General features: G+C 63.3%; 18 protein-coding genes. 11 read left to right on the forward strand and 7 right to left on the reverse strand.

What is annotated here, in order from left to right; translation table 11 throughout:
* The first annotated feature begins 131 nt into the window (after positions 1-131).
* The 4 genes from HG800_RS16975 (at position 132) to HG800_RS16990 (ending at position 3,924) form a co-directional block, all read left to right on the forward strand.
* Positions 132-1,481, forward strand: coding sequence for a CpaF family protein (locus tag HG800_RS16975; protein ID WP_169977969.1), 1,350 nt, complete (start codon positions 132-134; stop codon positions 1,479-1,481).
* 78 nt (positions 1,482-1,559) lie between these two features.
* Positions 1,560-2,531 carry a type II secretion system F family protein gene (locus HG800_RS16980; RefSeq protein ID WP_169977838.1) on the forward strand — a complete coding sequence of 324 codons (972 nt, stop codon included), beginning with the start codon at positions 1,560-1,562 and terminating at the stop codon, positions 2,529-2,531.
* A 40-nt stretch (positions 2,532-2,571) separates the two neighbouring features.
* A complete protein-coding gene (locus HG800_RS16985) occupies positions 2,572-3,534 on the forward strand; it encodes a type II secretion system F family protein (RefSeq protein ID WP_315852052.1) in 963 nt (320 codons plus the stop codon).
* 42 nt (positions 3,535-3,576) lie between these two features.
* Positions 3,577-3,924: a hypothetical protein gene (locus HG800_RS16990; RefSeq protein ID WP_169977839.1), complete on the forward strand. Its 348-nt coding sequence runs from the start codon at positions 3,577-3,579 to the stop codon at positions 3,922-3,924.
* Between the two features lie 40 nt (positions 3,925-3,964).
* Here the strand turns inward: HG800_RS16990 and hemG are convergent, their stop codons facing one another.
* The 7 genes from hemG to HG800_RS17025 all read right to left on the reverse strand — a co-directional run bounded on the left by hemG (position 3,965) and on the right by HG800_RS17025 (position 11,503).
* Complete coding sequence (gene hemG / locus HG800_RS16995; protein WP_315852053.1) at positions 3,965-5,431, reverse strand: protoporphyrinogen oxidase; 1,467 nt, start codon at positions 5,429-5,431, stop codon at positions 3,965-3,967.
* 268 nt (positions 5,432-5,699) lie between these two features.
* Positions 5,700-5,879, reverse strand: a complete 180-nt coding sequence (locus tag HG800_RS17000; protein WP_169977841.1) for a hypothetical protein — start codon at positions 5,877-5,879, stop codon at positions 5,700-5,702.
* Positions 5,880-5,934: 55 nt separating this feature from the next.
* A complete protein-coding gene (locus HG800_RS17005) occupies positions 5,935-7,008 on the reverse strand; it encodes a DUF1559 domain-containing protein (protein ID WP_169977842.1) in 1,074 nt (357 codons plus the stop codon).
* A gap of 614 nt (positions 7,009-7,622) precedes the next feature.
* Positions 7,623-7,814, reverse strand: a complete 192-nt coding sequence (locus HG800_RS17010; protein WP_169977843.1) for a hypothetical protein — start codon at positions 7,812-7,814, stop codon at positions 7,623-7,625.
* A gap of 141 nt (positions 7,815-7,955) precedes the next feature.
* Positions 7,956-8,984 carry a DUF1559 domain-containing protein gene (locus tag HG800_RS17015; protein WP_169977844.1) on the reverse strand — a complete coding sequence of 343 codons (1,029 nt, stop codon included), beginning with the start codon at positions 8,982-8,984 and terminating at the stop codon, positions 7,956-7,958.
* 698 nt (positions 8,985-9,682) lie between these two features.
* Positions 9,683-10,723, reverse strand: coding sequence for a uroporphyrinogen decarboxylase (gene hemE, locus HG800_RS17020; protein ID WP_169977845.1), 1,041 nt, complete (start codon positions 10,721-10,723; stop codon positions 9,683-9,685).
* Between the two features lie 222 nt (positions 10,724-10,945).
* Positions 10,946-11,503 (reverse strand): DUF2617 family protein, encoded by a 558-nt coding sequence (locus HG800_RS17025; protein WP_169977846.1) that lies wholly within the window; start codon positions 11,501-11,503, stop codon positions 10,946-10,948.
* Positions 11,504-11,770: 267 nt separating this feature from the next.
* On the opposite strand from HG800_RS17025, the gene HG800_RS17030 reads away from it, so the two are divergent.
* The 7 genes from HG800_RS17030 (at position 11,771) to HG800_RS17060 (ending at position 21,211) form a co-directional block, all read left to right on the forward strand.
* Positions 11,771-12,502: a class I SAM-dependent methyltransferase gene (locus HG800_RS17030; RefSeq protein ID WP_315852054.1), complete on the forward strand. Its 732-nt coding sequence runs from the start codon at positions 11,771-11,773 to the stop codon at positions 12,500-12,502.
* 45 nt (positions 12,503-12,547) lie between these two features.
* Positions 12,548-14,110 carry a lipopolysaccharide biosynthesis protein gene (locus tag HG800_RS17035; RefSeq protein ID WP_315852055.1) on the forward strand — a complete coding sequence of 521 codons (1,563 nt, stop codon included), beginning with the start codon at positions 12,548-12,550 and terminating at the stop codon, positions 14,108-14,110.
* Positions 14,111-14,152: 42 nt separating this feature from the next.
* The gene (locus tag HG800_RS17040; protein ID WP_169977847.1) at positions 14,153-16,039 is read left to right on the forward strand and encodes an ArnT family glycosyltransferase; all 1,887 of its coding nucleotides are present in this window, start codon (positions 14,153-14,155) and stop codon (positions 16,037-16,039) included.
* Positions 16,036-16,956, forward strand: a complete 921-nt coding sequence (locus HG800_RS17045) for a CDP-alcohol phosphatidyltransferase family protein (RefSeq protein ID WP_169977848.1) — start codon at positions 16,036-16,038, stop codon at positions 16,954-16,956. Before HG800_RS17040 ends, HG800_RS17045 begins: the two co-directional genes overlap by 4 nt.
* Positions 16,957-16,989: 33 nt before the next feature.
* Positions 16,990-18,087 carry a Gfo/Idh/MocA family protein gene (locus tag HG800_RS17050; protein WP_169977849.1) on the forward strand — a complete coding sequence of 366 codons (1,098 nt, stop codon included), beginning with the start codon at positions 16,990-16,992 and terminating at the stop codon, positions 18,085-18,087.
* A gap of 41 nt (positions 18,088-18,128) precedes the next feature.
* Positions 18,129-19,166, forward strand: a complete 1,038-nt coding sequence (locus HG800_RS17055) for an ROK family protein (protein ID WP_169977850.1) — start codon at positions 18,129-18,131, stop codon at positions 19,164-19,166.
* A gap of 224 nt (positions 19,167-19,390) precedes the next feature.
* The gene (locus tag HG800_RS17060; RefSeq protein ID WP_169977851.1) at positions 19,391-21,211 is read left to right on the forward strand and encodes a DNA repair helicase XPB; all 1,821 of its coding nucleotides are present in this window, start codon (positions 19,391-19,393) and stop codon (positions 21,209-21,211) included.
* Positions 21,212-21,218 lie beyond the last annotated feature (7 nt).

Below are 21,218 nucleotides of genomic sequence, written 5' to 3' on the forward strand. Positions count from 1 at the left end.
TTGGGCAGCGAACGCTCGGAGCGACCCCCGCGCAGGCAAAGCCGCCCGCCTCTGAGAACTCTGAGGGGCCCGACCGCACCGCTGCCGCCGCGCAGCCTCCGCCGACCCCTTCGGCCGTGCCCACGCCGGTGATGGCCCCCCCGCCGAAGCCGCCGAAGCCGCCGAAGCCGAAGGATCAAGAGCAGACAAAGGCCGACCCCGCCGTAGCGGCATTTGAGGCGATCAAGCGAAGGATCCACGGCAAGTTGGTCGACCGGCTCGACTTCAACCGGGTCAACGAACTGGACCCGAGGACCGTGCGTGCCGAGGTGCGTTCGGTCATTGAGCACCTGCTCGACGAAGACGACCCGATGCTCAATCGGAGTGAGCGTCAACGGCTCGTTGATGAGATCCTGGATGAGACGTTCGGACTTGGGCCGCTTGAGGCGCTGCTCAAGGAGGAGGGAATCGGGGACATCATGATCAATGGTCCCCGGTATGTGTTCATCGAAAAAGGAGGACGGATCGAGCGGTCGTGCGTGGGGTTCCGCGATGACGACCACCTGTTACAGATCATCGACCGAATTGTGTCTCGCGTGGGTCGGCGCATCGATGAAAGTTCTCCGATGGTCGACGCGCGACTGCCGGACGGCTCTCGCGTCAATGCGATCATCCCGCCGCTGGCCCTTGATGGGCCGGTGTTGACGATCCGAATGTTCGGCTCGAAACCTCTGACACAAGATGATCTGTTACGCTTCAAGGCATTTACGCCCGAGATGCTCATCTTGATGGAAGCGGCGATGCGAGCGCGTTTGAATATCATTATTTCTGGAGGCACTGGCTCGGGCAAGACAACGCTCCTCAACACGCTATCGAGCTTCATTCAGAACGATCACCGGATCATCACAATTGAGGATGCGGCCGAGCTTCGCCTGCAGCAGGAGCACGTTGTTCGACTCGAAACCCGACCACCAAACGTTGAGGGGCGGGGAGCGGTCACGGCGACCGACCTGGTGAAGAACGCCCTGCGGATGCGGCCCGACCGAATCATCATTGGCGAGTGTCGAGGAGCCGAAACACTGGACATGATCCAGGCCATGAACACCGGCCACGAGGGTTCGATGACGACCGTGCACGCCAACAACCCGCGCGACGCCATGAGCCGGTTGGAAACGATGATCAGCATGGCAGGCCTGGAGCTTCCGATCCGGGCACTGCGCGCTCAGTTCGCCTCGGCCGTGGACCTGATCATTCAGGCGAACCGTCTGCAAGGCGGTCCGAGGAAGGTGACGAGCATCACCGAGGTCGTCGGCATGGAAGGCGACACGATTATCATGCAAGAGATCTTCAAATTCGAGCAGGTCGGTGTTGATTCCGGCGGGCGAGCCCATGGGCGGTTTACCTCGACCGGCATCCGGCCGTCGTTCATGGATCGCCTGGAATCGTCTGGCTGCGTGCTACCGGCCGACCTGTTCCGTCAGCGCGACCTGATGGCGGATTAGGGGTGGGGTGGTCGATTGGGCACGAACCAGGAGACATCAGCATTGATGTCGAATCGTAGACGGGAAGGATGGTGAGTGATGGACGGGACGACCTTCGTCATGATTGCCGCGGGAGTGGCCATTGCCCTGCTCGTCGCAGGCGTGGCCATGGTGGTGACGAAGTCGGAATCGACCCTGGCCGAGGAACGCCTGCGGAACCTCACCAGCGGGAAGCGTCCGAGCGTCAAGAAGCAACTCGCGGCCGATTCGCTGTTGCGGGCGCCCCCGATCGACGCGCGGAACATGGCGTTCCTTGAGCAATACATGCCGAGTGGCGAATCGCTGAAGCGGCTGTACGAACAGGCCGACCTGACGCTGCCGTTCAAGACGTTTCTGGCCATTGCCGCGGGGCTGGCGGTGCTGGGAGGAGCCGCCGCGGGGGTGCTGGGTTCCCTGCTGCTTGCTCCGGTGGGAGCGGTGATGGGGGCGGGACTGGCCATCATGTTTCTTCACCATCGCAAGCGGAAACGGATCGCAGTGTTCATGGGAGGACTTCCTGAAGCCGTGGAGCTGATGGGCAGGGCCTTGCGGGCAGGCCACGGCCTGGCCTCGGGGATGCAACTGGTCTCTCAAGAGATGAAGGGGCCGGTCTCTCAGGAATTCGGCCGGGTGTTTGAGGAGCAAAACCTCGGCGTGCCAGTCGATGAGGCCCTGCGAGGCATGTCGGAGCGCGTGCCAACGATGGACGTGCGCTTTCTGGTGACTGCGATCATCATCCAGCGCGCTACGGGGGGCGATCTGGCGGAGATTCTCGACAAGATCGGCCGCTTGATCCGTCAGCGATTCGAGCTGGTCGGTCACGTCAAGTCTCTGACGGCCGAGGGTCGGCTCTCGGGCCTGGTCTTGCTGGCGATGCCTCCTGGCTTGCTGGCGTTCATTGCCGTGAGCAATCCTTCCTACGTGGCTCCCCTGTTCCAGACGGAGCTGGGGACAAAACTGCTGGCGTTGACGGTGGTCCTCCAGCTCATGGGGGCCGTCGCAATCAAGAAGATCATTTCGATCAAGGTCTGATCGGTGCATACTCCGATCGAAACAGCGGAGAGATCCGGCCGTGCCGACGCTCGAAACCCTCCTGACCCCGGAAACGATGATTCCCCTCGCCACCTTCCTGGCGTTCATGCTCGGGGGCTGGGGCATGTTGTCGCTGGTGGCGAACCGGCCGAGCCGCGCGGAGGACCGCCTGAAGCGGATGCTGGATCGACCGCAGATGGAGGCCGATCGGGCTCGGGCCGCTCGGGAACGCCAGCGGATTCAGGATCGGGTGGCCGAGGCGGCCAGGAAGTTGTCTGGCCCGATGCAGCCGAAAGACGAGGCGGAGCTGGGTAAGCTCCGGATCTCGCTCTTGAACGCGGGGATCCGGCATCCGCAGGCTGTGCAAATATACCTCGGCATGAAGCTACTGGGGCTCTTGATCGGGATGGGGGTGTCAATTCCGCCGGTCTGGTCCCACTTCGGTTTGACCCAGAACGGGGTGTTCGCGGTCATGGCGGCTGGTGGAGTGGGCTTCTACATTCCGGGCCTGATCGTTGGGCAATGGAGGAGGAAGCGGCAGCAGGCGATCTTCCTGGGCTTGCCCGATGCGCTGGACTTGATGGTCGTCTGTGTGGAGGCCGGGCTGGGGTTTGACGCGGCGATGCGTCGCGTGACGACGGAACTGGCCGATTCATGCCCGGAAGTCTGCAATGAGCTGAATGTGGTGAATTTTCAGATCCAGATGGGCCGTCCCCGTCGAGAGGCGCTGAGAGACCTGGGAATCCGGACGGGAGTGGAAGATGTGCGGGCCCTGGCCGCCGTCATCATTCAGGCGGAGAAATTCGGGTCGCCCATTGGATCGGCGTTGCGGGTGCAGTCGGACGCGATGCGGACCCGACGCCGGCAACTGGCTGAGGAGAAGGCCGCACAGACGGCCGTCAAGATCATGCTGCCGCTGATTCTGTTTATCTTTCCCGGTGTGTTTGTGGTCCTGGTCGGTCCGGCGGCGATCAACATCAAGGATACCTTGCTTGGGATGTAGTCCATCGAGAACGGCGGCGTCGGTCTACAAAGGGGCGAAGCCATGAAGAAATATCATCGCATCTCGATGGATCAGCACTCTGGGCCTCCCCGGAAGTCGAAGGGATGGGGGATCTTGCTACTCGTCGGCCTGTTGACGATGCCGCTGCTTTGGGACGGAGCGAAAGTGAGCTATGCCCAGTGGCAAACCATGTTCGGTCCGAAGCCGATGGTGAGCACACCGACGTTTGACCTGCTGAGCGATTACTTCAATCACACGACGGGAACCATCAGACGCGTGACGAGGCAGCCGTTCCGCAAGGTGCCCTGGCGGGTCGAGTGGGCGGTGAGCGGTCTGGGGTTGAGCCTGGCCGCCGGCGCCTTGATCCTCCGCTACGGTCGGGCGCGATGAGGGGATCCTCCTTGCGGGGAACGCCCGGAGCCGAGGGTCGTCAGGCGACGGCCCGGCCTCGCGCGTTGGTCAGGAGGCGAAGGACGGCTTCGGCTGCCTCCTGGCCGATTCGGGCACAGTCGGGAACACCGACTCCCGAGTAGGCATTGCCGGTCAGGATGAGACCGGGATGAGCCTTGGCTCGCGATCGAATGGAGGCGACCCGATCGAGATGACCGAGTGTGTACTGAGGCATGGCTCGGGAATGACGGGCGACCTGGGAGAGAATCGGGGCTCCCGAGATGCCGAGAAGCTGTTCCACCTCTCGTCTGGCGATCGCGGTCAGCTCCTCATCGTTGCGTTCAAAGAGGTGCGCCTGCAAGGCACCGCCGATGAAGACGCGAAGCAAGACCGAGCCTTCGGGAGCGCGGTCGGGGAACTTGACGCTGGTAAACGAGACGGCCAGGATCTCTCGCCCTTCGATGCTTGGCACGACCACTCCAAACCCATCGAGTGGGTGGGTGACGTGGTCTCGGGGATAGGCCAGCTGGACGATTGCCGAGGAGGCGTAGGGGATTGATCGGAGATCGAGCGCCAGGTCCTTGTCTTCACCATCAACGAGCCGGGCGGCAGCGTGGGCCTCGACGGCGAGGATCACGGCATCAGCCTCAAGAGAAGGGCCGTCCAGCAGCTCGACGCGCCAGGTTCCCTCGGGCTCGTGTCGGGCGACGCGACGGGCGGCGGTGCCGAGTCGCAGCGATCCGGCAGGAAGGGAGGCGGCCAGGGCCTTCGGGAGGGTGTCCATCCCGTGGGAGAGGGTCTGGAAGAGGCTGTAGCGTGCTCCGGAACCACCCCCCTGCCCTTCGAGACGAGCCGCCCGCCCCTGGCGGAGCGCGGCCCGAATCAGGCTGCCGTGCTCGCGTTCCATCTGGGGAAACTGGGGAAGGGTCGCGTGCAGGCTCAGGTCGTTCGGATCGGCCGTGTAGATGCCGCCGACCAGGGGCTGAACCAGGCGGTCGAGCGCCTCACGGCCGAGGCGGCGGCGGACGAAACTGGCGAGACTTTCATCCGCCTCGTCGCGACGGGCGGGGAGGACGAGGTCGCAGAGCATGCGCAGCTTCCCTCGCCAGGAGAGGATGGGCGAGGTGATGAGCGGCCACAGGCGCTGAGGGGCCATCAGGACAAAGCCTTCGGGGACCGGCACCAATCGACCTTTGCGGACGACGAACGAGCGGCGGAAGCGGTCGTCGGTGCCGATGAGCTGATCGCCGAGGCCGAGCGACCGGCAAAGCTCGATGGCGTGGGGCTTGTTGGTGATGAACGAGTCAGCGCCCCCTTCGAGGGTGAAGTCATTGATGCGATCGGTCCAGATCGCGCCACCAATCCGGTCCTGCGCTTCGAGGACGACCAGTTCGATGGGTGATCGGAGCGTCGCGGATCGTTCGGCCAGACGGTACGCTGCCGTCAGGCCGCTCAAGCCTGCTCCAATGATCACAACCCGATGGGGCCGAGCAGAGACGTTCGACACGGAAGACAGATCCCCTGACAAGACCAGTGGTTCCGAAGGATTCGACCGTTCTGGGGTTCGCATCGATTCCAGTGTACGGGCCGAATCTGGTCGGAACAAGAGCCACGGACCCGCTCGAAGGGTTGATCCCGGCTGAGGGGGATCGGAACGAAAGGCGGGGAGCGACGGGAGAACGCTCAAGGGCTCCGGTCCTGGGATGGGACCGGAGCCCTTGAGTGAGTACGCTCGAATCAGACCGATCGCGGCGTAAATTTGCGGCGACCGACGATCATTCAACGATGGCCGGGGGAGCGGCCATGGCTCCCGAGCTTTCTTCCGGAGCACCGGAGTACTCGGCGCCGGAATTGGGATCGTCTGCGGCAACAGGAGCAGCGGCATCGCCACCGCACCCGGCAACGAGAAGACCGAGCAGCCCGAGGGCGAAGAATCGAGCAACGAACGAGGTCATGATGCGTTTTCCAGAGTCAGGGGGAAACGGATTGAATGGAGCAGGGTGTCCACGATTAGAGCTGGTCGGCACTGACCACTTCACCAAGCTTTCGGGTGCTCAAGGCCCGGTAGGTGGCCATGTTGATCGTTTCCTTGAGGAAACGCACGGAACCGTCACCGAAGAGGAAGTTGGCCCCTCCGGGGTGATTGCTTCGAAAGCCGAACTGGCCCATCTCGGTGCAGCCGAACGGGGCGGGGGTATTGGCCCAGTTGGCGGGCCGGGTGGCCACGGGATGCGAATTCCTCAGGCAACTTGTCGGGGTGCTATACGGGGCAGGTTGGCCACCGGTGAGAGCCGGGGCGTTGATCCGGGGCACCGTGTAGGCGATGCCGGTGATGCGGACGTCACCTGGCCAGAAGGTGGCTCCCCAGGGGGGGCCGTTCCAGGAACCGGCCGATGCACCGAAGTTGAAATGCGAGCCTCCCGGCTCGTTCCGAAATCGTGAGGTTTCACCCACGAGGATGGTGTTGCTCAAGCCGTCGCGGATCGCGGAAAAGCCGTAGGCGAAGTTCCGGCCGAAGGGCCCGTCGGATTCGATGGCAAAGCAGCGCTCGGGGTTGAGCGTCCCCCAACGATTCCACGTCGTTTCCGTCGTGCCGCCCACTCCCGCATAGGAGGTCTGGTAAGTGGTGAACCAGTTGGCGCTGATGTCTTCATGCTCATCATCGCTCGGGCAAACATACGAGGAGACGCGGGAGAGGGTCGCCGTCTCATTCTTGAACCAGGTGGCGGCCACCTCGAAATTGTAGGCCGAGGTCTGAGCCCCCTGCTCCATGTAGGGGAGGATGAAGGTCATCCAGCTCACCCAGATGTTCGAGCCACAGGGGTTGCCGGGGCTCATCGCCTGGCCATAGCCGGTCGTTGCGTTGCGGAAGTCGCCCATCGGCAGGCTTCCGGTGGCCGACTCGTAATTATGCAGGGCGAGGCCGATCTGCTTCAGGTTGTTGGTGCACTGGGCACGTCGGGCGGCCTCGCGAGCACTTTGGACCGCAGGCAGAAGCAGGGCGATGAGCACGCCGATGATGGCAATCACCACCAGCAATTCGATGAGCGTAAACCCACGCGTCCGAGACGGTCGGGTGGTCATGGAATCGGGCTCCTTACAACGAGGAGGATGAGAAGTGAATCGATCGCTTGAGAGCGTGGCAGGGGAAACCGAAATCGTGTTTCGACTCCATCCCACGGCCGCGCTCTCACAAGAGTAAGGTTCTCAGGGGAACATCGTGCGCCGCAAGGGAACCAGAACGCCATGTGAAGACAAGTTGATCTTACGATCGACGAGGCGGTGATCCCAAAATCGAATCCACGCTGGGAGCGAGGAGAGTTGCGGGTCGATCACAACGGTCAGGACGAAAGGCAATCGTCAGGAACGGTTAACCATTCGGACATACGAAGGTCCAAGAAGCAAATTCAGGAACCTCTCGTAATCTTCCATCGAGGTTAATTGTTCTGACTTCTGCATCGAAGCCGTTGTCGCAAGTTTCTTCGAAGACCGAAATGAGCGCCGCGTCGCAATTCGATCTGAGTTTCAATCTGTGGTGAAACCGGCGATTCAAGAGTGAACGACCAGAACGGTCTCGGCCCCACGCCTGGGGCCTTCGAGAAACGACTGGATGCGATCAGGGTTCACAACGGGGGCAACCCAGAGGGACGGTCGACGCGATGTCCATCGACGCGTCCCTCGTTTGCGACCAACGAAGCTCAGGGTTCGACCGTCATCATGCCATCGGCGGCGCCGGCGGGGCCTTCGGCGACGAGGCCCTTGGGGGTGGAACCGGCCGTTTCTGAGCCAGACTCCTGAGCGTCAGCGGGAAGCTCCCCCATCGCGGGACCGGCGCCGGTGTTGCAGCCGACGCAACCCATCATCAGGAGAGCCAAGATGAACATTCTCATGGGCGGTTTCTCGTGGAGATTCTCAATGAAACGAACGATTGCGAGTCGCTTGCATGGGGCAAGCGACTCAGTCTCGTAGCTGATCGGGTCGAATCACTCGGGTCAGCTCGCCCGATGCGCGTTCAACCGCGATGCGAGGGGTCAGAACTGATCTGCGCTGATGACTTCTCCGCCCTTGCGGGTCCCAAGGGCGCGATAGACGTCAGGGTTGATCGTTTCCTTAAGGAACCTGACAGAGCCATCTCCGAGGAGGAAATTCGCACCGCCCGGGTGCTGGCTGCGGAATCCGAAGCCGCCGTATTCGCGGGCCTCGGGCTTCAGGAACCAGGTGAACGGATCGGGGTCGATGATCGGGGTGACGCTCGTCAATTGCAAGGGAGCGTTGATCCGCGGGGCAGTGTAGGCGATTCCATGCAGGACGGACCCTGCGCCACCAGCGGGCTGGCCGACCAGGGTGAACCATTCGCCATAGTTCCAGGGGAACTGCCATGAATCAGGCTGATTCATGAATCGGGATGCCTCACCGACGAAGAGAGTGTTGCTCAGGCCGTCATTGAAATTGCTGATCTTGTAGTTGAAGCTGACAACAAACGCACCGGTTCCTTCGAGGTGGCGGCAGTTGCCGGCGTTCGCGGTCGAGTAGCGATAACGCATCAGCTCAACCTCGCCGGCCGAACCCGCGTAGGAGCCCTGGTTCACCCCGATGAACTGCAAAGGACCGCCGGGGGGGTTCAACGGGCCGGACGACTGGAAATCGGAAGGGCAAATGTACGATGCGACCTTGATTTCCTGCACCGTGATGTTGCGGATGCTGTTCGCAAAGAAGTCGAAGTTGAACCAGTCGAACGTGTTGCCCTGCTCCAGGTACGGTAGCATCGAGGCGAACATGGTGTGTCGGGAGACCCTCAAGCAACCGCCGTCGGCCGGAATGCCGGGGGCATCCGGGACTCGACGCTGGAGTCCAATGGGAAACGCTCCGTTGGTGCTCTCATAGTTGTACAGGGCGAGGCCGATCTGCTTCAGGTTGTTGGTGCACTGGGCACGTCGGGCGGCCTCGCGAGCACTTTGGACCGCAGGCAGAAGCAGGGCGATGAGCACGCCGATGATGGCAATCACCACCAGCAATTCGATGAGCGTAAACCCACGCGTCCGAGACGGTCGGGTGGTCATGGAATCGGGCTCCTAGGGGAAGATGATCGAAGGGTCAGGTCACGTGCGAGCAGGACGCATCAAGGAACGCACACAGATCGTGCAACCGATGTCATTGATTGGGGAATGATCCGTTCCCGTCCGAGGTCCGGCTCTCACAATCGTGACGTTCTTTGGGTCTCAGATGGCTCCAAACCATCCGGAGCATCGTGCCGTGAAGAATCATCCCACAGTCTGCCGGGCAGGACTCCCAGGGTCATGATCAGCGCATGAAGCGAAAACCAGTGCCGAGAGCTGGCGACTGTTCGGAAAAGGAAGGACGAGCGGTGCTTTGGAGAAGCCTCGAACACCCGAACACGCAAGGGCATCGCCAAGAAGCAAGATACCCAACAATCCGCGTTCGAGACGAAATGCCGAAGCTTCCGCACCAAAATCGATGATACAAGTTAGTCATTTGCAGGGATCACCGACAAGTACCAACTTGATCGGAACTTCATTTTCGCGACCTTTTTTCGACACATTGCTTTGATATGCATCAATTTGGAAAAAATAGACGGCATAGTGCTCGCCACTCAACGAATGGCTCCATGTCATGAGCGTTGTGTCACGTTACTGATGAGTCGCTGATTGGTGACACCAACTGAGTGGCCAAGGTTCTCCCCTGACACGAGGTCTTTTTGGTGAATCCATCGCCCAAGGAGGCGACATACATGCACCAATCAGGCGCGATTCGCTTCGTGGACGATCTCGACCAGGGCTCGGACGTGATCGACCGGGGTACTGGGCAGGATGCCGTGGCCGAGGTTGAAGATGTGGCCGGGGCGTCCGGCAGCCTGATCGAGGATGCGGAGGGCCTGGCGACGGATCTCGTCGATCGGGGCCAGCAGGACGACCGGGTCGAGATTGCCCTGAACGGCAACCCCGGGGCCGAGGCGGTTCCAGGCCTCATCGAGTTCGACGCGCCAGTCGAGGCCGATGACCGAGCCGCCGGCATCGCGCTGGGCTTCGAGGAGGGTGGCCGTGCCGGTGCCGAAGTGGATGGTGGGCACGTCGGGGGGGAGGGCGTCGAACAGGCGCTTCATGTGAGGTTGGACGAAGCGCTTGTAATCGAAGGGGGAGAGGTTGCCGACCCAGCTATCGAACAGTTGCAGGACCTGGGCCCCGGCCTCGGCCTGGGCGGTGAGGTAGAGGGCGGTGGCGTCGGTGAGCTGCCGCATGAGGGCATCCCAGGCACCGGGGTCGCGGTACATGAAGGCCTTGGCCCGGTCGTAGTGCCGTGAGCCCCCGCCTTCGATCGCATAGCAGGCCAGGGTGAACGGCGCTCCGGCGAAGCCGATCAAGGGGACCGAGGGCGGCAGGGCGGCCCGGATCTGAGAAACGGCCTGCATGACATAGCCAAGCGGCTCGGCGCTGGTCATCGGCTGAAGGCGGTCGACGTCGCTCGACTCGGTGATCGGGTTGTGGATGACCGGGCCTTCCCCCTTGGCAAATTCGAGGTTGAGTCCGATTGGTTCGAGGATGAGCAGGATGTCGGCAAAGAGGATGGCGGCATCGACCCCGAGGCGCTCGGCGGCGGTGACGGTGACCTCGGTGGCCAGGTCCGGGGTCTTGCAGAGTTCGAGGAAAGAGACGCGCGAGCGGAGTTCGCGGTAATCGGCCATGTAGCGGCCGGCCTGACGCATCAGCCAGATGGGAGTGACGTCGGTCGGTTCTCGGCGGCAGGCTTTGAGAAAGCGGGGGGCTTCGGGCGAATCCGGCATCGAACGGCGTCCCGTCAGTCGAGGCGAGGGTGCAACAACAGCGAGCCGGAGACTCCACCGGCCACCGGTGCCTGGCTATTGTGCGCGTGACGATGCGGGTCTGTCCAGGAAACGGCCGCCGAGGGGGTCGGCAGCCACGCCCGACGGAGGAACGAGTCGTTGAAGTTGACGATGCCCGTGTTCGGGATGGTCTCACGGTCGATGAGAGGGGATCAAGTCTGATCAGCTCTGATCAGCGTCGAGCAGCTCGAAAAGGGACTGCGTACGGACGATGGAGTGGTCGTCTGGGAAGGTATGGAAGGTTTGAACAGAGAGGCCGTTAGGGCGAGCGTCGATTCGGATGAAACTGACCGGGGAGGGCGACAGGCGATTCTGGGGCGAGAAGCGGTGAAAGAGGCCCTTGCCGGCGTCGAGCGAGAGTTCGTTGCAGAGGTGTCGGAAGACCTCGCCGTCGAGCCGTTCGGCATCGAAGCAGGTCTGATACTCGACCGAAGCCCCCTGGCGGAGCGTGGCCGAGCGTTCGACGCGCACCGGCTCACGGAGGAGGAGGCCACGATCGGGCAGCGGAGTTTCTAGCCCGCAAAGGACTTCGGTCAAGCGGCTTGAGCCGGCCGACCAGACGATTGCGTGCCCTCCCTCGATGATTCGCAGGTCCGCGTCCCAGGCGCTGTGACTCACTCGGCGATGGCGGCGCACGGTGAACCAGTCCGGATGAATCGGACGGGCATAGACCTGGAACGTGATGTCGATCAGCTTCGAACGGCCGTAACTGACGCCCATCCCGACGGCTCCACGTGTTCGGACATCGTCCCTGATTCCTGCCCGGTGCTGGGCACTGCATCCATTATAGATCCACCGAAAACCAAGACCAACCGCGACAGCGAGGGAATGAGACGTTGCATCGGGACAACGGTCCGCCTCGGCTTGACCCCTGGGGGCCATCACCATAGACTCGCCGCGCGCTGGGGAATTCCCCTTTGATCCGCAATCGGCCCGAGACGCAGGTCGACCGACCGGCCCGGTCCTCGATTGACCCGGAGGCCCGAGGTGAACCGAACGGAACTCGAATCACCACCGCTGCTGCCGTTGAGAGCCGTCGATGCCTGGAGGCGTCGGGGAGCTCGGTACGTCTGGCACAAGGCCCTGCGACGGGGACTGCGACGCTGGCCGTCGTGCAAGAGACGGATACTCTACCGTAATCCTCGATTGTATTGGACCCTTCGTGGCGGGGATGATTATTTCCGGGAACAAGAGGGTCAGCCGGCCCGTTCGGAACGGTCTGAGTGGCTGGCTGATCGGATCGCGAGTTATCGGCCGACTTCGGTGCTGGAAATCGGCTGCGGCTACGGGAAACAGCTGCGGGCGATCCGGCATCGCTTGCCGGAAGTTCCCCTATTGGGCCTCGACTTCAGCCCGACGCAACTCGATTATGCGAAAGGGTTTCTCGACGGCATTGGTGGGGTCTCCCTGATGCTCGGCGATGGTCAACGGGTTCCCTTGCCGGACAAATCGGTCGATCTGGTGATGACCTCGGCCGTGATCCTGCACAATGCCCCTGAGATCGCCGACCAGATCCGCCGCGAGGCGATCCGGATCGCCCGGCGATGGGTGGTGCATAACGAGGACACGGACGTGACCTACAACCGCTTCGGCTACGATTCGGCGGCCTGGTATCGGGCGTCGGGGATTCGGCTGGCCGAGGTCGGGGTGATTCCAGTCGGGTCACAGGACGAGGTGGCCCGGTCGCAGTTCTGCGTGGCCGAGCTGGGCGAGTGGTGATCGGGCAAGATCCCTAGTGACCTCCTTCACGAGCGGTGGCCCTTCGTGACCGCGATTCCCGCGAATGCAACATCGCCTGCTGTGGCCGCCTCGGCACCGGCCGCCGCTCCCTTGGCCGCGAGCGAGGATCGGCTCGCGGTGCGCGACAGCCTGATCGTGACGATTGGCGGTCAACTGGAGCGAGCGGTCGGAACACTGACGGCGTTGGTGATGAAGTGGGGCCTCGCGCCGGAACAGCACGGGGTGTATTCGGGGCTTCGGCTCACACTCGACCACGCCAACCGGGCGAGCCTGGGGATCGGCCGGGGGGCCGTGCAGGAAATCCCGATCCTTCGCGCCGCAGGCAACGAGGACGAGGCAAAGCGGGTGGCCGACGTGGCCTTTGCCGCCTGCTCCATCGGGGCCTTGATCTACGCGGTGGGATTGCTCGCCTTCGCCTGGTGGCGCTGGCCAAGCGGCGGTAGTGCCGACCCGATCGACCTGGCCTGGAGCGGCGGCCTGGTGGCGGTGGCGGTCCTGGTCTTGATGAAGCGGTATCAGGACTTCTTGATTGCCTTGCATCGGGCGCACCGACGGTTCACTCTGGTCACAGAGCTGGCAATCATCGACGCGGCGGTGTTTGCCGCTTTGGTGGCGGTGGGTCTCTGGGTGGCGGGCCTGTGGGGTTTACTGGCAGCGGTCGGACTGCTCTGCCTGTTCAACGTGGCCTATTTGCACGTCAGGCACCCGATGCGGCTTGGGTGGGCCTGGGATGGTCCGATTGTCTGGCGACTGTTGCGCACGGGATTACCGATCCTGGTGAACTCGGCGGCGTTTGCAGGGTTGTTGAGCTTGGATCGGGTTCTGATCCTCTCGATCGCCCCGAACGGAACCGAAGCGGCGGGCTACTACGCGATCGCCCTGATGGGGACCGGCTGGACGATGGATCTGGCCGGTCGGATCGCCTCCGTGATGTACACCTATTTCCAGACGACGATCGGCCGGACTCAGGATGTCGTGGCCGTGGCAAAACAGGCGGCTCGCGTGGTTGAGGCAATGGTTCCACCGCTGGCGGCGGGTAGCGCGGTGGCGTATGTGGTCGCGCCGACGTTCCTGGGACTGCTTATTCCTCGATATGCTCCCGGTCTGGACGCCTTGCGGCCCTTGCTGCCGGGGACGTTGTTGCTCGGTCTGGCGTTGCCGTGCCGCGAGGCGATGATCGCGGTCGATCGGCCGTATCGCCTGGCGATCGTCACGCTGCCGGGCCTGGCGTTAGCAGCGCTGGTGGGGGCGTTGGGAGCCTCGGGGTCGGGAATCGTCGGGGTGGCCTGGGGAATGACGCTCGGCTACGCGGCGGTGTACCTACTGACCTCGCTGGCGAGTCTCGGCGGCGGGTTGGGAACACGGGGGTGGCTGACTCATCAATCACGGGTCATGCGATCGGTTGGCTGGTACGGGGCTGGGGCCGTGCTGGCGGCTCACGTACCGATCGACGGGCCGGCGTGGCAGGTGTTTCCCCTTCGGATCGTCATCCTCGCAGCCTGGGGGCTGCCGACGTTGGTGCTGTGGGGCCGAGCCCACGGATGGGGAGGTCTCGCGGACCGATTCCGAAGAAAACACGCGAGTTGATTTGCTGGTTCGTCATCACGAGAGACCACACGGAGCGCACGGATGCTCGACCTGGGATTTGTCGTTCTGTTGATGCTCTGGTCGGCAATCGTCGGCCTGGCGCTGTTGCGCCGGTTCGGGCCGGTGCCGGAATCTCGCTCCGAAGCGATCGGTCTGGCCGTGCCGCTCGGCCTGGGATTGCTGGCGATGGCGGCGCTGGGGTTGGGGCAAGTGGGATGGCTCGGGCGCCCGGGATTGATCGGCGTCCTACTCGTGGGCCTGCTACTGGGACTTCGGCCGAGGGTCTGGGAGAGCCTGCGATCGGGCCTGGGTTGTCCGAGGCTCGTCCGCACCGAGGCTGGGAGGATCGATCCGGTCGGGGTGGTGTTTGATTTGGCAATGGGGTTGATCCTGCTCGGATCGCTCCTGACGGCTCTGATTCCGCCGACCGATGGCGATGCCCTCTGCTATCATCTTCAAGTGCCCAAGCTTTTTCTCTGGAGCGGCTCGGTTTTCTATGAGCCGGACCTGCACGAGACGGTCTATCCGCTGGTGACGGAGATGCTCTATGCCGTCGGCCTCGTGTTTCGGGGGCCGGTGGCGTGCCGGTTGATTCAGTGGGCGTTCGGGGTGTTCTTCGCCTGGAACGTAGCGAGCCTGGCGAGGCCCTTTTTGGGGGACCGAGCGCGTTGGGCGGCGACGATCGCCCTGGGCGTGCCGGCGGTATCGAACGGAATGGGAGCCCCGTTGAACGATGTTGCCCTCGCAACGATGGCGACGGCGGCGCTGGTGGCGTGGACCCGTTGGCTTGACCGGCCATCGGGAGCGGGGGCGGCGCTGATCGGGGTGCTGATCGGTCTGGCGATGGGCGTGAAGTATCCGGCCTTGGTCTGGGGAGGGGTGATCGGGCTCGGGATGTTGCTTTCGACCCGTCCGGGGCGATTGCCCTGGCGCACGGTGCTTCGTCATGCGGCGGTGTGCGGAGGGGTTGCCCTTCTCATCGGCGGCTCGTGGTATCTGAGAGCGTACCTCCATACGGGAAACCCGGTGCATCCGTTTTTCCGGGAGACGTTCGGATCGGGGTTCGACGTGGTGCTCTCGGACGACAAGCGGCCGATGGAGCCGACGGCGTGGAACCTCGTGACGGCGATCGTGCCGATGACGCTCGACCCGAACCGTTTTGATAGCTTTGCCCATCAGTTCGGACCGGCATTCCTGCTGTTCCTCCCCGCCATCCTGATCTGGAGGCCACCGATCCGTTTGATGACGCTGGTCCTGGTCGCGTATGCGTTTCTCCTGATCTGCCTGTCACAGCGGCAGAGCATGCGGTTCGTCTTGCCAGGCGTTGGACCGATGGCGGTGGCGGTCGCGTGGTTGGTGGCGGACTGGAGCAGGCGACGCGGGATCGCGCCAAAGCTCTTGATGGCGAGCGTGGTGGTGATGCTCGCGTTCGAGGCGACGATTGCCCTGTCTCGCCCGCGGCATGGGCTCGCCGTTGCGTTGGGAATCGAATCGGCCGAGGAGTTCCTGGCCCGCCGCGAGCCGACGTATCGGGTCGGGCAATGGATCGACGATCGCTTGCCGGAATCGGCCCGGATTGTCGGGCAGGATCACCGAGGCTTTTATCTGCCTCGGCCGTATGCGATGGAGAAAGCACATCGCAGACGGACAGGGCTCGGCACTCGGGGAGAGACACCGGAGCAGATTCTCGCACATTTTTCCGAAGAGGGGTTCACGCACGTTCTGGTCTGTCCGCCGGAGCCGCTGGATGCGATCGAATTTGATCCGGATCTCAACACGTTGCTGGGATCGTGGATCAACGATCAGGTGCCGCTTTATGCCGAGTCGATCACCGATCCGGACGGCGTGACCCGGCATTATGCCCTGTACCGGTTGCCCGATCCGACGAATCTGGCACGCACCCAGGCGGCGGGAGAGGAACGCCGATGACCTGTTCACCCCCAAGTTTGGCCGAGCTACGAGACCGGGAACTGCAAGGGCAGGACGCTCAGATCGGCAACATCCTGGCCCGCCGATTCGCCCGGCCAACGGCGATTTACGGGACCTGGCTGGCGGTTCGGCTGGGGCTCTCGGCGCATCATGTCACGGTGGCATCGCTGCTGGCAGCACTGGCGGGGGCGGTGGGTCTGGCATGGGGAACTCTTCTCGGGTTCCTTGCCGGGGCGGTGCTGGGGTTGCTCGCCTTCTGGCTGGATCGGGTTGATGGGCAGGTGGCACGTTGGCGAGGGTCGGCGGGGATCAATGGCGTTTATCTGGATTACATGATGCATCATGCGGCCACGATGGCGCAGGGGTTCGCCCTGGGTTTCGGGCTGGCCGCGAGGACGGGAACACTGGGTTGGGCGGCGGCGGGAGCCCTGGTGTCGGCGGGATGGATGTTCTTGAGCCTTCAAAACGATTGCCGATACAAAGCGTTCTTTCAACCGTTGAAACGATCGTCGGGTGCCTTCCGTGTGATAGGAGGCGCGGGAGGTCGGCCCTCCCCCCCTGCTCCGTGGCCAAGGCGAGGGATCGGGATGCTCACCTGGCCAGCGTACAAAATCTGCGAGCCGCACGTCGTGCTGATCACCCTGCTGGGGTTGGCAATCGTTGCGGGAGTCGAGCCGATCGTCTGGGAATGGGGCTGGAAAGCGTATGTCGGTGGGATGGCTGTGCTGGCTCCGGTGCTGGCGACGGCTCGCGTTGCGCGAGCCGTGCGCAAGGGAGCAGTCGAGGAGGAGTTCGCCCGCTGGTTCCGTGCCGAGCGAGTTGAATCTCATCGGGGTGACGTGATCGGGAGACCTCACCTGACGGGTCATGGCCGCTCGGCTACGATGGAGGATCGCGTGAACTCCGAGCACGGTTGATCACCGAAGCCTCTCTCCGTCGGAGCCGAACCGATGAGCCAGACCCCGTTGTTACTCCCTGATGCTCACCTGCCTCGAATGCCCAGGCGAAGGGACTGGGGGATCGGAGTCGTGGGTGCAGGGTTTATCGTGAAGGATTGTCACCTGGTCGCCTATGCCGATGCCGGATTCCCGGTTGTCGGGATCACCTCGCGGACCCGATCGACGGCCGAGGAGGTCGCGCGTTTGCGGGGGGTTCCTCGGGTCTTCGATTCGGTCGAGGAGATGCTGGACGGGGCGGAGGTCGGCATCGTCGATCTGGCCGTGCCGCCGCAGAATCAACCGGAGATGATCCGACGCGTGGTTGCGCATCCAAAGAAGCCGAAGGGGATTCTCGCGCAAAAACCGCTGGCCATGACGATCGAGGAGGCAAGGGACCTGGTGCAGCGTTGCGAAGCGGCGGGGGTCGTGCTGCAGGTCAATCAGAACATGCGGTACGATCACTCGGTCCGAGCGTTGAAGGCGTTGATCGAGGGCGGGGCACTGGGCGATCCGGTGCTGGCAACGATCGACATGAGGGCGATTCCCCACTGGATGCCCTGGGCCGAGGGGCTGAGGTCGCTCTCAACCTTTATCATGAGCATTCACCACCTGGACACGATGCGCTACTGGCTCGGCAATCCGAACCGGGTGCTGGCCAGCACGAGGCCCGATCCGAGGACATCATTTCCGCACTCGGACGGGATCAACCTCTACATCCTCGAATACGACAACGGTGCACGAGGGTGCGGCTGGGACGACGTCTGGACCGGCCCGGCTCGGGAAGGGGGCGGAGCCGAGATTGGAATTCGATGGCGATTCGAGGGGACGAACGGCACTGCGATCGGTACGATCGGATGGCCGGGATGGCCGGACCGGGTGCCGAGCACGATCGCCTATTCCACGGTGGACGACGGTCAGTGGCATCGGCCGACCTGGCCCGAGGCCTGGTTCCCCGACGCCTTCGCCGGGCCGATGGCGGGTCTGATGATCGCCCTGGAATCGGGAACGGAGCCCGACATCTCGGGCCGCGACAACCTGGGAACAATTGCGCTGTGCGAGGCAGTGCTCACTGCCTCCGCAGAGCACCGAGTGGTCGCTCCGGCCGTGTGAAACGCTCCTGTTCCCATCAAAACATCTGAGCAACTGAAGCGATGAGTGCAACGCGATCGGTGTATATCGGAACGGACAGTGGTGCGACGACCTCGAAAGTGGGGGCGGTCTGGGATGATGGGTCGATCGTCTCGACCCGGCTCTTGCAGCAGGCGACCCAGTCACACGCGGGGCCGGAAGCCGTGGTGCGCGGCTGGGTCGAGGCCATTGGATCGTTTCTGGAGCAACACGGGATTGCCTGGGATCAGGTCCAGGGGGTCGGGCTGGCGATTCCAGGGCCGTTTCGGAGCTATGGGGTGCTCGATCGGTCGGCGAACCTGCACGAGAGCTTTGTCGGGTTCGATATTCGATCGGCATACATGGCGGCCCTGGAGACCCGGACAGGCCGGCCGATTCCGGTGGTCGTGGGGAACGACGGCGATTTGGGAGGTGTCGGCGAGGCACAGCGGGTGCGGGGATCGGGAACGGGGAGCGTAGTGATGCTCGCCGCCGGATCCGGCCTCGGAGCGGCCTATGTTGATGGGAGGGGATTGCCGCTCAACGGCGATTCGCTGGCAGGCATGGAGGCCGGGCACATGCCGGCGCCGTTGCAGATGCTCGGGGTGCCGGCCTATCCGTGCGGCTGTGGACGCGATTGGGGGTGCGTGGAGGTTTACACCACCCTCTCCGGGTTGCCTCACCTCCTCGGGGCGAAGCTGCCCGAGTATCCCGATCATGAGCTGGCCCGGTCGGATCGCCCAATGAAGGAGCGGGTGCTTGCGCTGCGCGACCTAGCTCAGCACGGAGATGAGCTGGCCCTCTCACTTTTTGATTTCCAGGCGAAGGCGATGGGCCTGCATGTGGCGAACCTGACGATCGCGCTGGACCCGTCGTTCGTGGTGATCGGCGGGGGATTGATGGATCCGGAGGCGACGACTACCGAATTCCGGGAACGATATCTCGGGATCGTCCGGAAGACGGCGGAGCCCTACCTGTTCCCAAGCCAGCGGGAGCGGATGCAGATTGTTCCGGCGACCCTCGGCGACCTGTCGCAAGCTATCGGCGCGGCCCTGGTGGCGTTGTATCAAGGCCGGGTCTGATCTGCCAATCAATGCGATAGGACGCGGGAAAGGCCAGGGAAATCATGAGCTTTCACTGATCGAAGAGGGCAATTGGTGCGGGCAAGGGTTCGGCCGACCTTGCCGCATGGAGGGGTGTCGGCTTACCATGCAGTATTGACCCACCGCAAGACGCACTCCCCGCTTGGGAAGCCCGGACGTGATGGTCTGGGCCGGCCCGATCTCCTGGCACGGCATGGAGCCCGATGCAGCAGTACAACCCCGCCAACCCTTTGATCGTGCAGGGCGACCGGACGGTCCTGCTTGAGGTTGATAACCCGCTCTATCCGGAGGCCCGCGACGCGCTGGCCCCCTTTGCCGAGCTGGAACGAAGCCCCGAGCACATCCACACCTACCGGCTTACCCCGCTTTCGCTCTGGAACGCGGCGGCCGCGGGGATGACGGCCGACGAGATGGTCGAGGTGCTGGCCCGCTTCACCAAGTTCCCGCTTCCGCCGAGCCTTGGGGCCGACCTGGCCGAGCTGGTCGATCGCTACGGGCGGGTCCGCCTGGAACGGGTCGAGGGGGAGCTGCGCCTGATCTCGTCCGATCGGCCCTTGCTGGAGGAGCTGGCCCGCCGCAAAGGCTTGCGAGATCTCCTCTTTCATCGACTCGACGAAACGACATTCGCCGTCGATGACGCGCACCGTGGGGTGCTCAAGCAGCAGCTCATTGCCGCTGGGTATCCGGCGGAGGACCTGGCGGGATACTCCCCCGGCACTCCGCTGGAGGTCGAGATGCGCGAGGGGACGGCGGCTTCGGGTCGACCGTTTCAGGTCCGGGATTATCAGCGTCAATCGGTCGATGCCTTTTATGCCGGGGGAGACGCCCGAGGGGGCTCAGGGGTCATCGTCCTACCCTGTGGAGCGGGGAAAACGGTGGTCGGCATCGCCGCAATGGCCCGCTTGAAGACGCAAACGCTCGTCTTGACGACCAGCACGACGGCCGTGGAGCAGTGGCGCCGCGAGATTCTCGACAAGACCGATCTGACCGAGGATCAGGTGGCGACCTACACGGGAGACTCGAAGGCGATCGCTCCTGTCACCCTGGCGACCTATCAGATCGTCACCTATCGGCCGAGCAAGACCGGCCCCTTCCCGCACTTCAAGCTCTTTGCCGAGCGAGACTGGGGGCTGATCGTCTACGACGAGGTGCACCTTTTGCCGGCCCCTGTGTTCCGGGTTACGGCCGATATTCAGGCCCGTCGACGCCTTGGCCTGACCGCAACACTTGTCCGCGAGGACGGCCGCGAGGAAGACGTGTTCAGCCTCATCGGCCCGAAGAAGTTTGACGTACCCTGGCGGATCCTGGAGCAAAAAGGCTGGATCGCCGAGGCCCGCTGCATCGAGGTCCGCGCCGGCCTGCCCGACCCGAACCGCATGGAATACGCCATCGCCGAATGGCGCGATAAGTTTCGGCTGGCGAGTGAGAATCCGCTCAAAGATGAACTGGTCGCGGAACTCCTCACACGGCACGACGGCCCCGAGGATCGCGTTTTGATCATCGGCCAGTACATCAAGCAACTCCGACAGCTTTCCGAACGGTTCGACATTCCGGTCATCACCGGGCAAACGTCAAACGGAGTCCGCGAAGACCTGTACGGCAAGTTCCGCCGGGGAGAGCTGCGGCGCTTGATTCTCTCAAAGGTCGGTAACTTCGCCATCGACCTGCCTGACGCAAATGTGATGATCCAGATCTCCGGCACGTTCGGCAGCCGACAGGAAGAAGCCCAGCGGCTGGGGCGCATCCTTCGGCCCAAGGGGAGCGAGGAGCCGGCTCACTTCTATTCGATCGTCTCACGAGACACCCGGGAGATGGAGTTCGCCCACCACCGCCAACTGTTCCTGACCGAGCAGGGGTACGCTTACGAGATCGTCGACGCCTCCGAACTGCTCGACGGCCTTGATCTCAGTGCCTATTCCACCTCCGTCATGGGGCAGGACGATGAACCGGAGCGTACCCAGGATGAGGTGGAAGAATCGCTCCCGACTGACCGCTCTCATCACGCCGGAGCGAGAAACGAGTGAGTGACTG

The sequence above is a fragment of the Tautonia rosea genome, assembly GCF_012958305.1.
Lineage (GTDB): Bacteria > Planctomycetota > Planctomycetia > Isosphaerales > Isosphaeraceae > Tautonia > Tautonia rosea.

Excerpts from the sequence above, each read along its gene's own strand:
- HG800_RS17000 (WP_169977841.1), bottom strand. The coding sequence starts at position 5,879 with ATGACCTCGTTCGTTGCTCGATTCTTCGCCCTCGGGCTGCTCGGTCTT.
- HG800_RS17045 (WP_169977848.1), top strand. The coding sequence starts at position 16,036 with ATGACCTGTTCACCCCCAAGTTTGGCCGAGCTACGAGACCGGGAACTG.
- HG800_RS17060 (WP_169977851.1), top strand. The coding sequence starts at position 19,391 with ATGCAGCAGTACAACCCCGCCAACCCTTTGATCGTGCAGGGCGACCGG.
- HG800_RS17050 (WP_169977849.1), top strand. The coding sequence starts at position 16,990 with ATGAGCCAGACCCCGTTGTTACTCCCTGATGCTCACCTGCCTCGAATG.
- HG800_RS17010 (WP_169977843.1), bottom strand. The coding sequence starts at position 7,814 with ATGAGAATGTTCATCTTGGCTCTCCTGATGATGGGTTGCGTCGGCTGC.
- HG800_RS16990 (WP_169977839.1), top strand. The coding sequence starts at position 3,577 with ATGAAGAAATATCATCGCATCTCGATGGATCAGCACTCTGGGCCTCCC.
- HG800_RS17055 (WP_169977850.1), top strand. The coding sequence starts at position 18,129 with ATGAGTGCAACGCGATCGGTGTATATCGGAACGGACAGTGGTGCGACG.
- HG800_RS17025 (WP_169977846.1), bottom strand. The coding sequence starts at position 11,503 with ATGGGCGTCAGTTACGGCCGTTCGAAGCTGATCGACATCACGTTCCAG.
- HG800_RS16980 (WP_169977838.1), top strand. The coding sequence starts at position 1,560 with ATGGACGGGACGACCTTCGTCATGATTGCCGCGGGAGTGGCCATTGCC.
- HG800_RS17015 (WP_169977844.1), bottom strand. The coding sequence starts at position 8,984 with ATGACCACCCGACCGTCTCGGACGCGTGGGTTTACGCTCATCGAATTG.
- HG800_RS16975 (WP_169977969.1), top strand. The coding sequence starts at position 132 with ATGGCCCCCCCGCCGAAGCCGCCGAAGCCGCCGAAGCCGAAGGATCAA.
- HG800_RS17040 (WP_169977847.1), top strand. The coding sequence starts at position 14,153 with ATGCTCGACCTGGGATTTGTCGTTCTGTTGATGCTCTGGTCGGCAATC.
- HG800_RS17005 (WP_169977842.1), bottom strand. The coding sequence starts at position 7,008 with ATGACCACCCGACCGTCTCGGACGCGTGGGTTTACGCTCATCGAATTG.
- hemE (WP_169977845.1), bottom strand. The coding sequence starts at position 10,723 with ATGCCGGATTCGCCCGAAGCCCCCCGCTTTCTCAAAGCCTGCCGCCGA.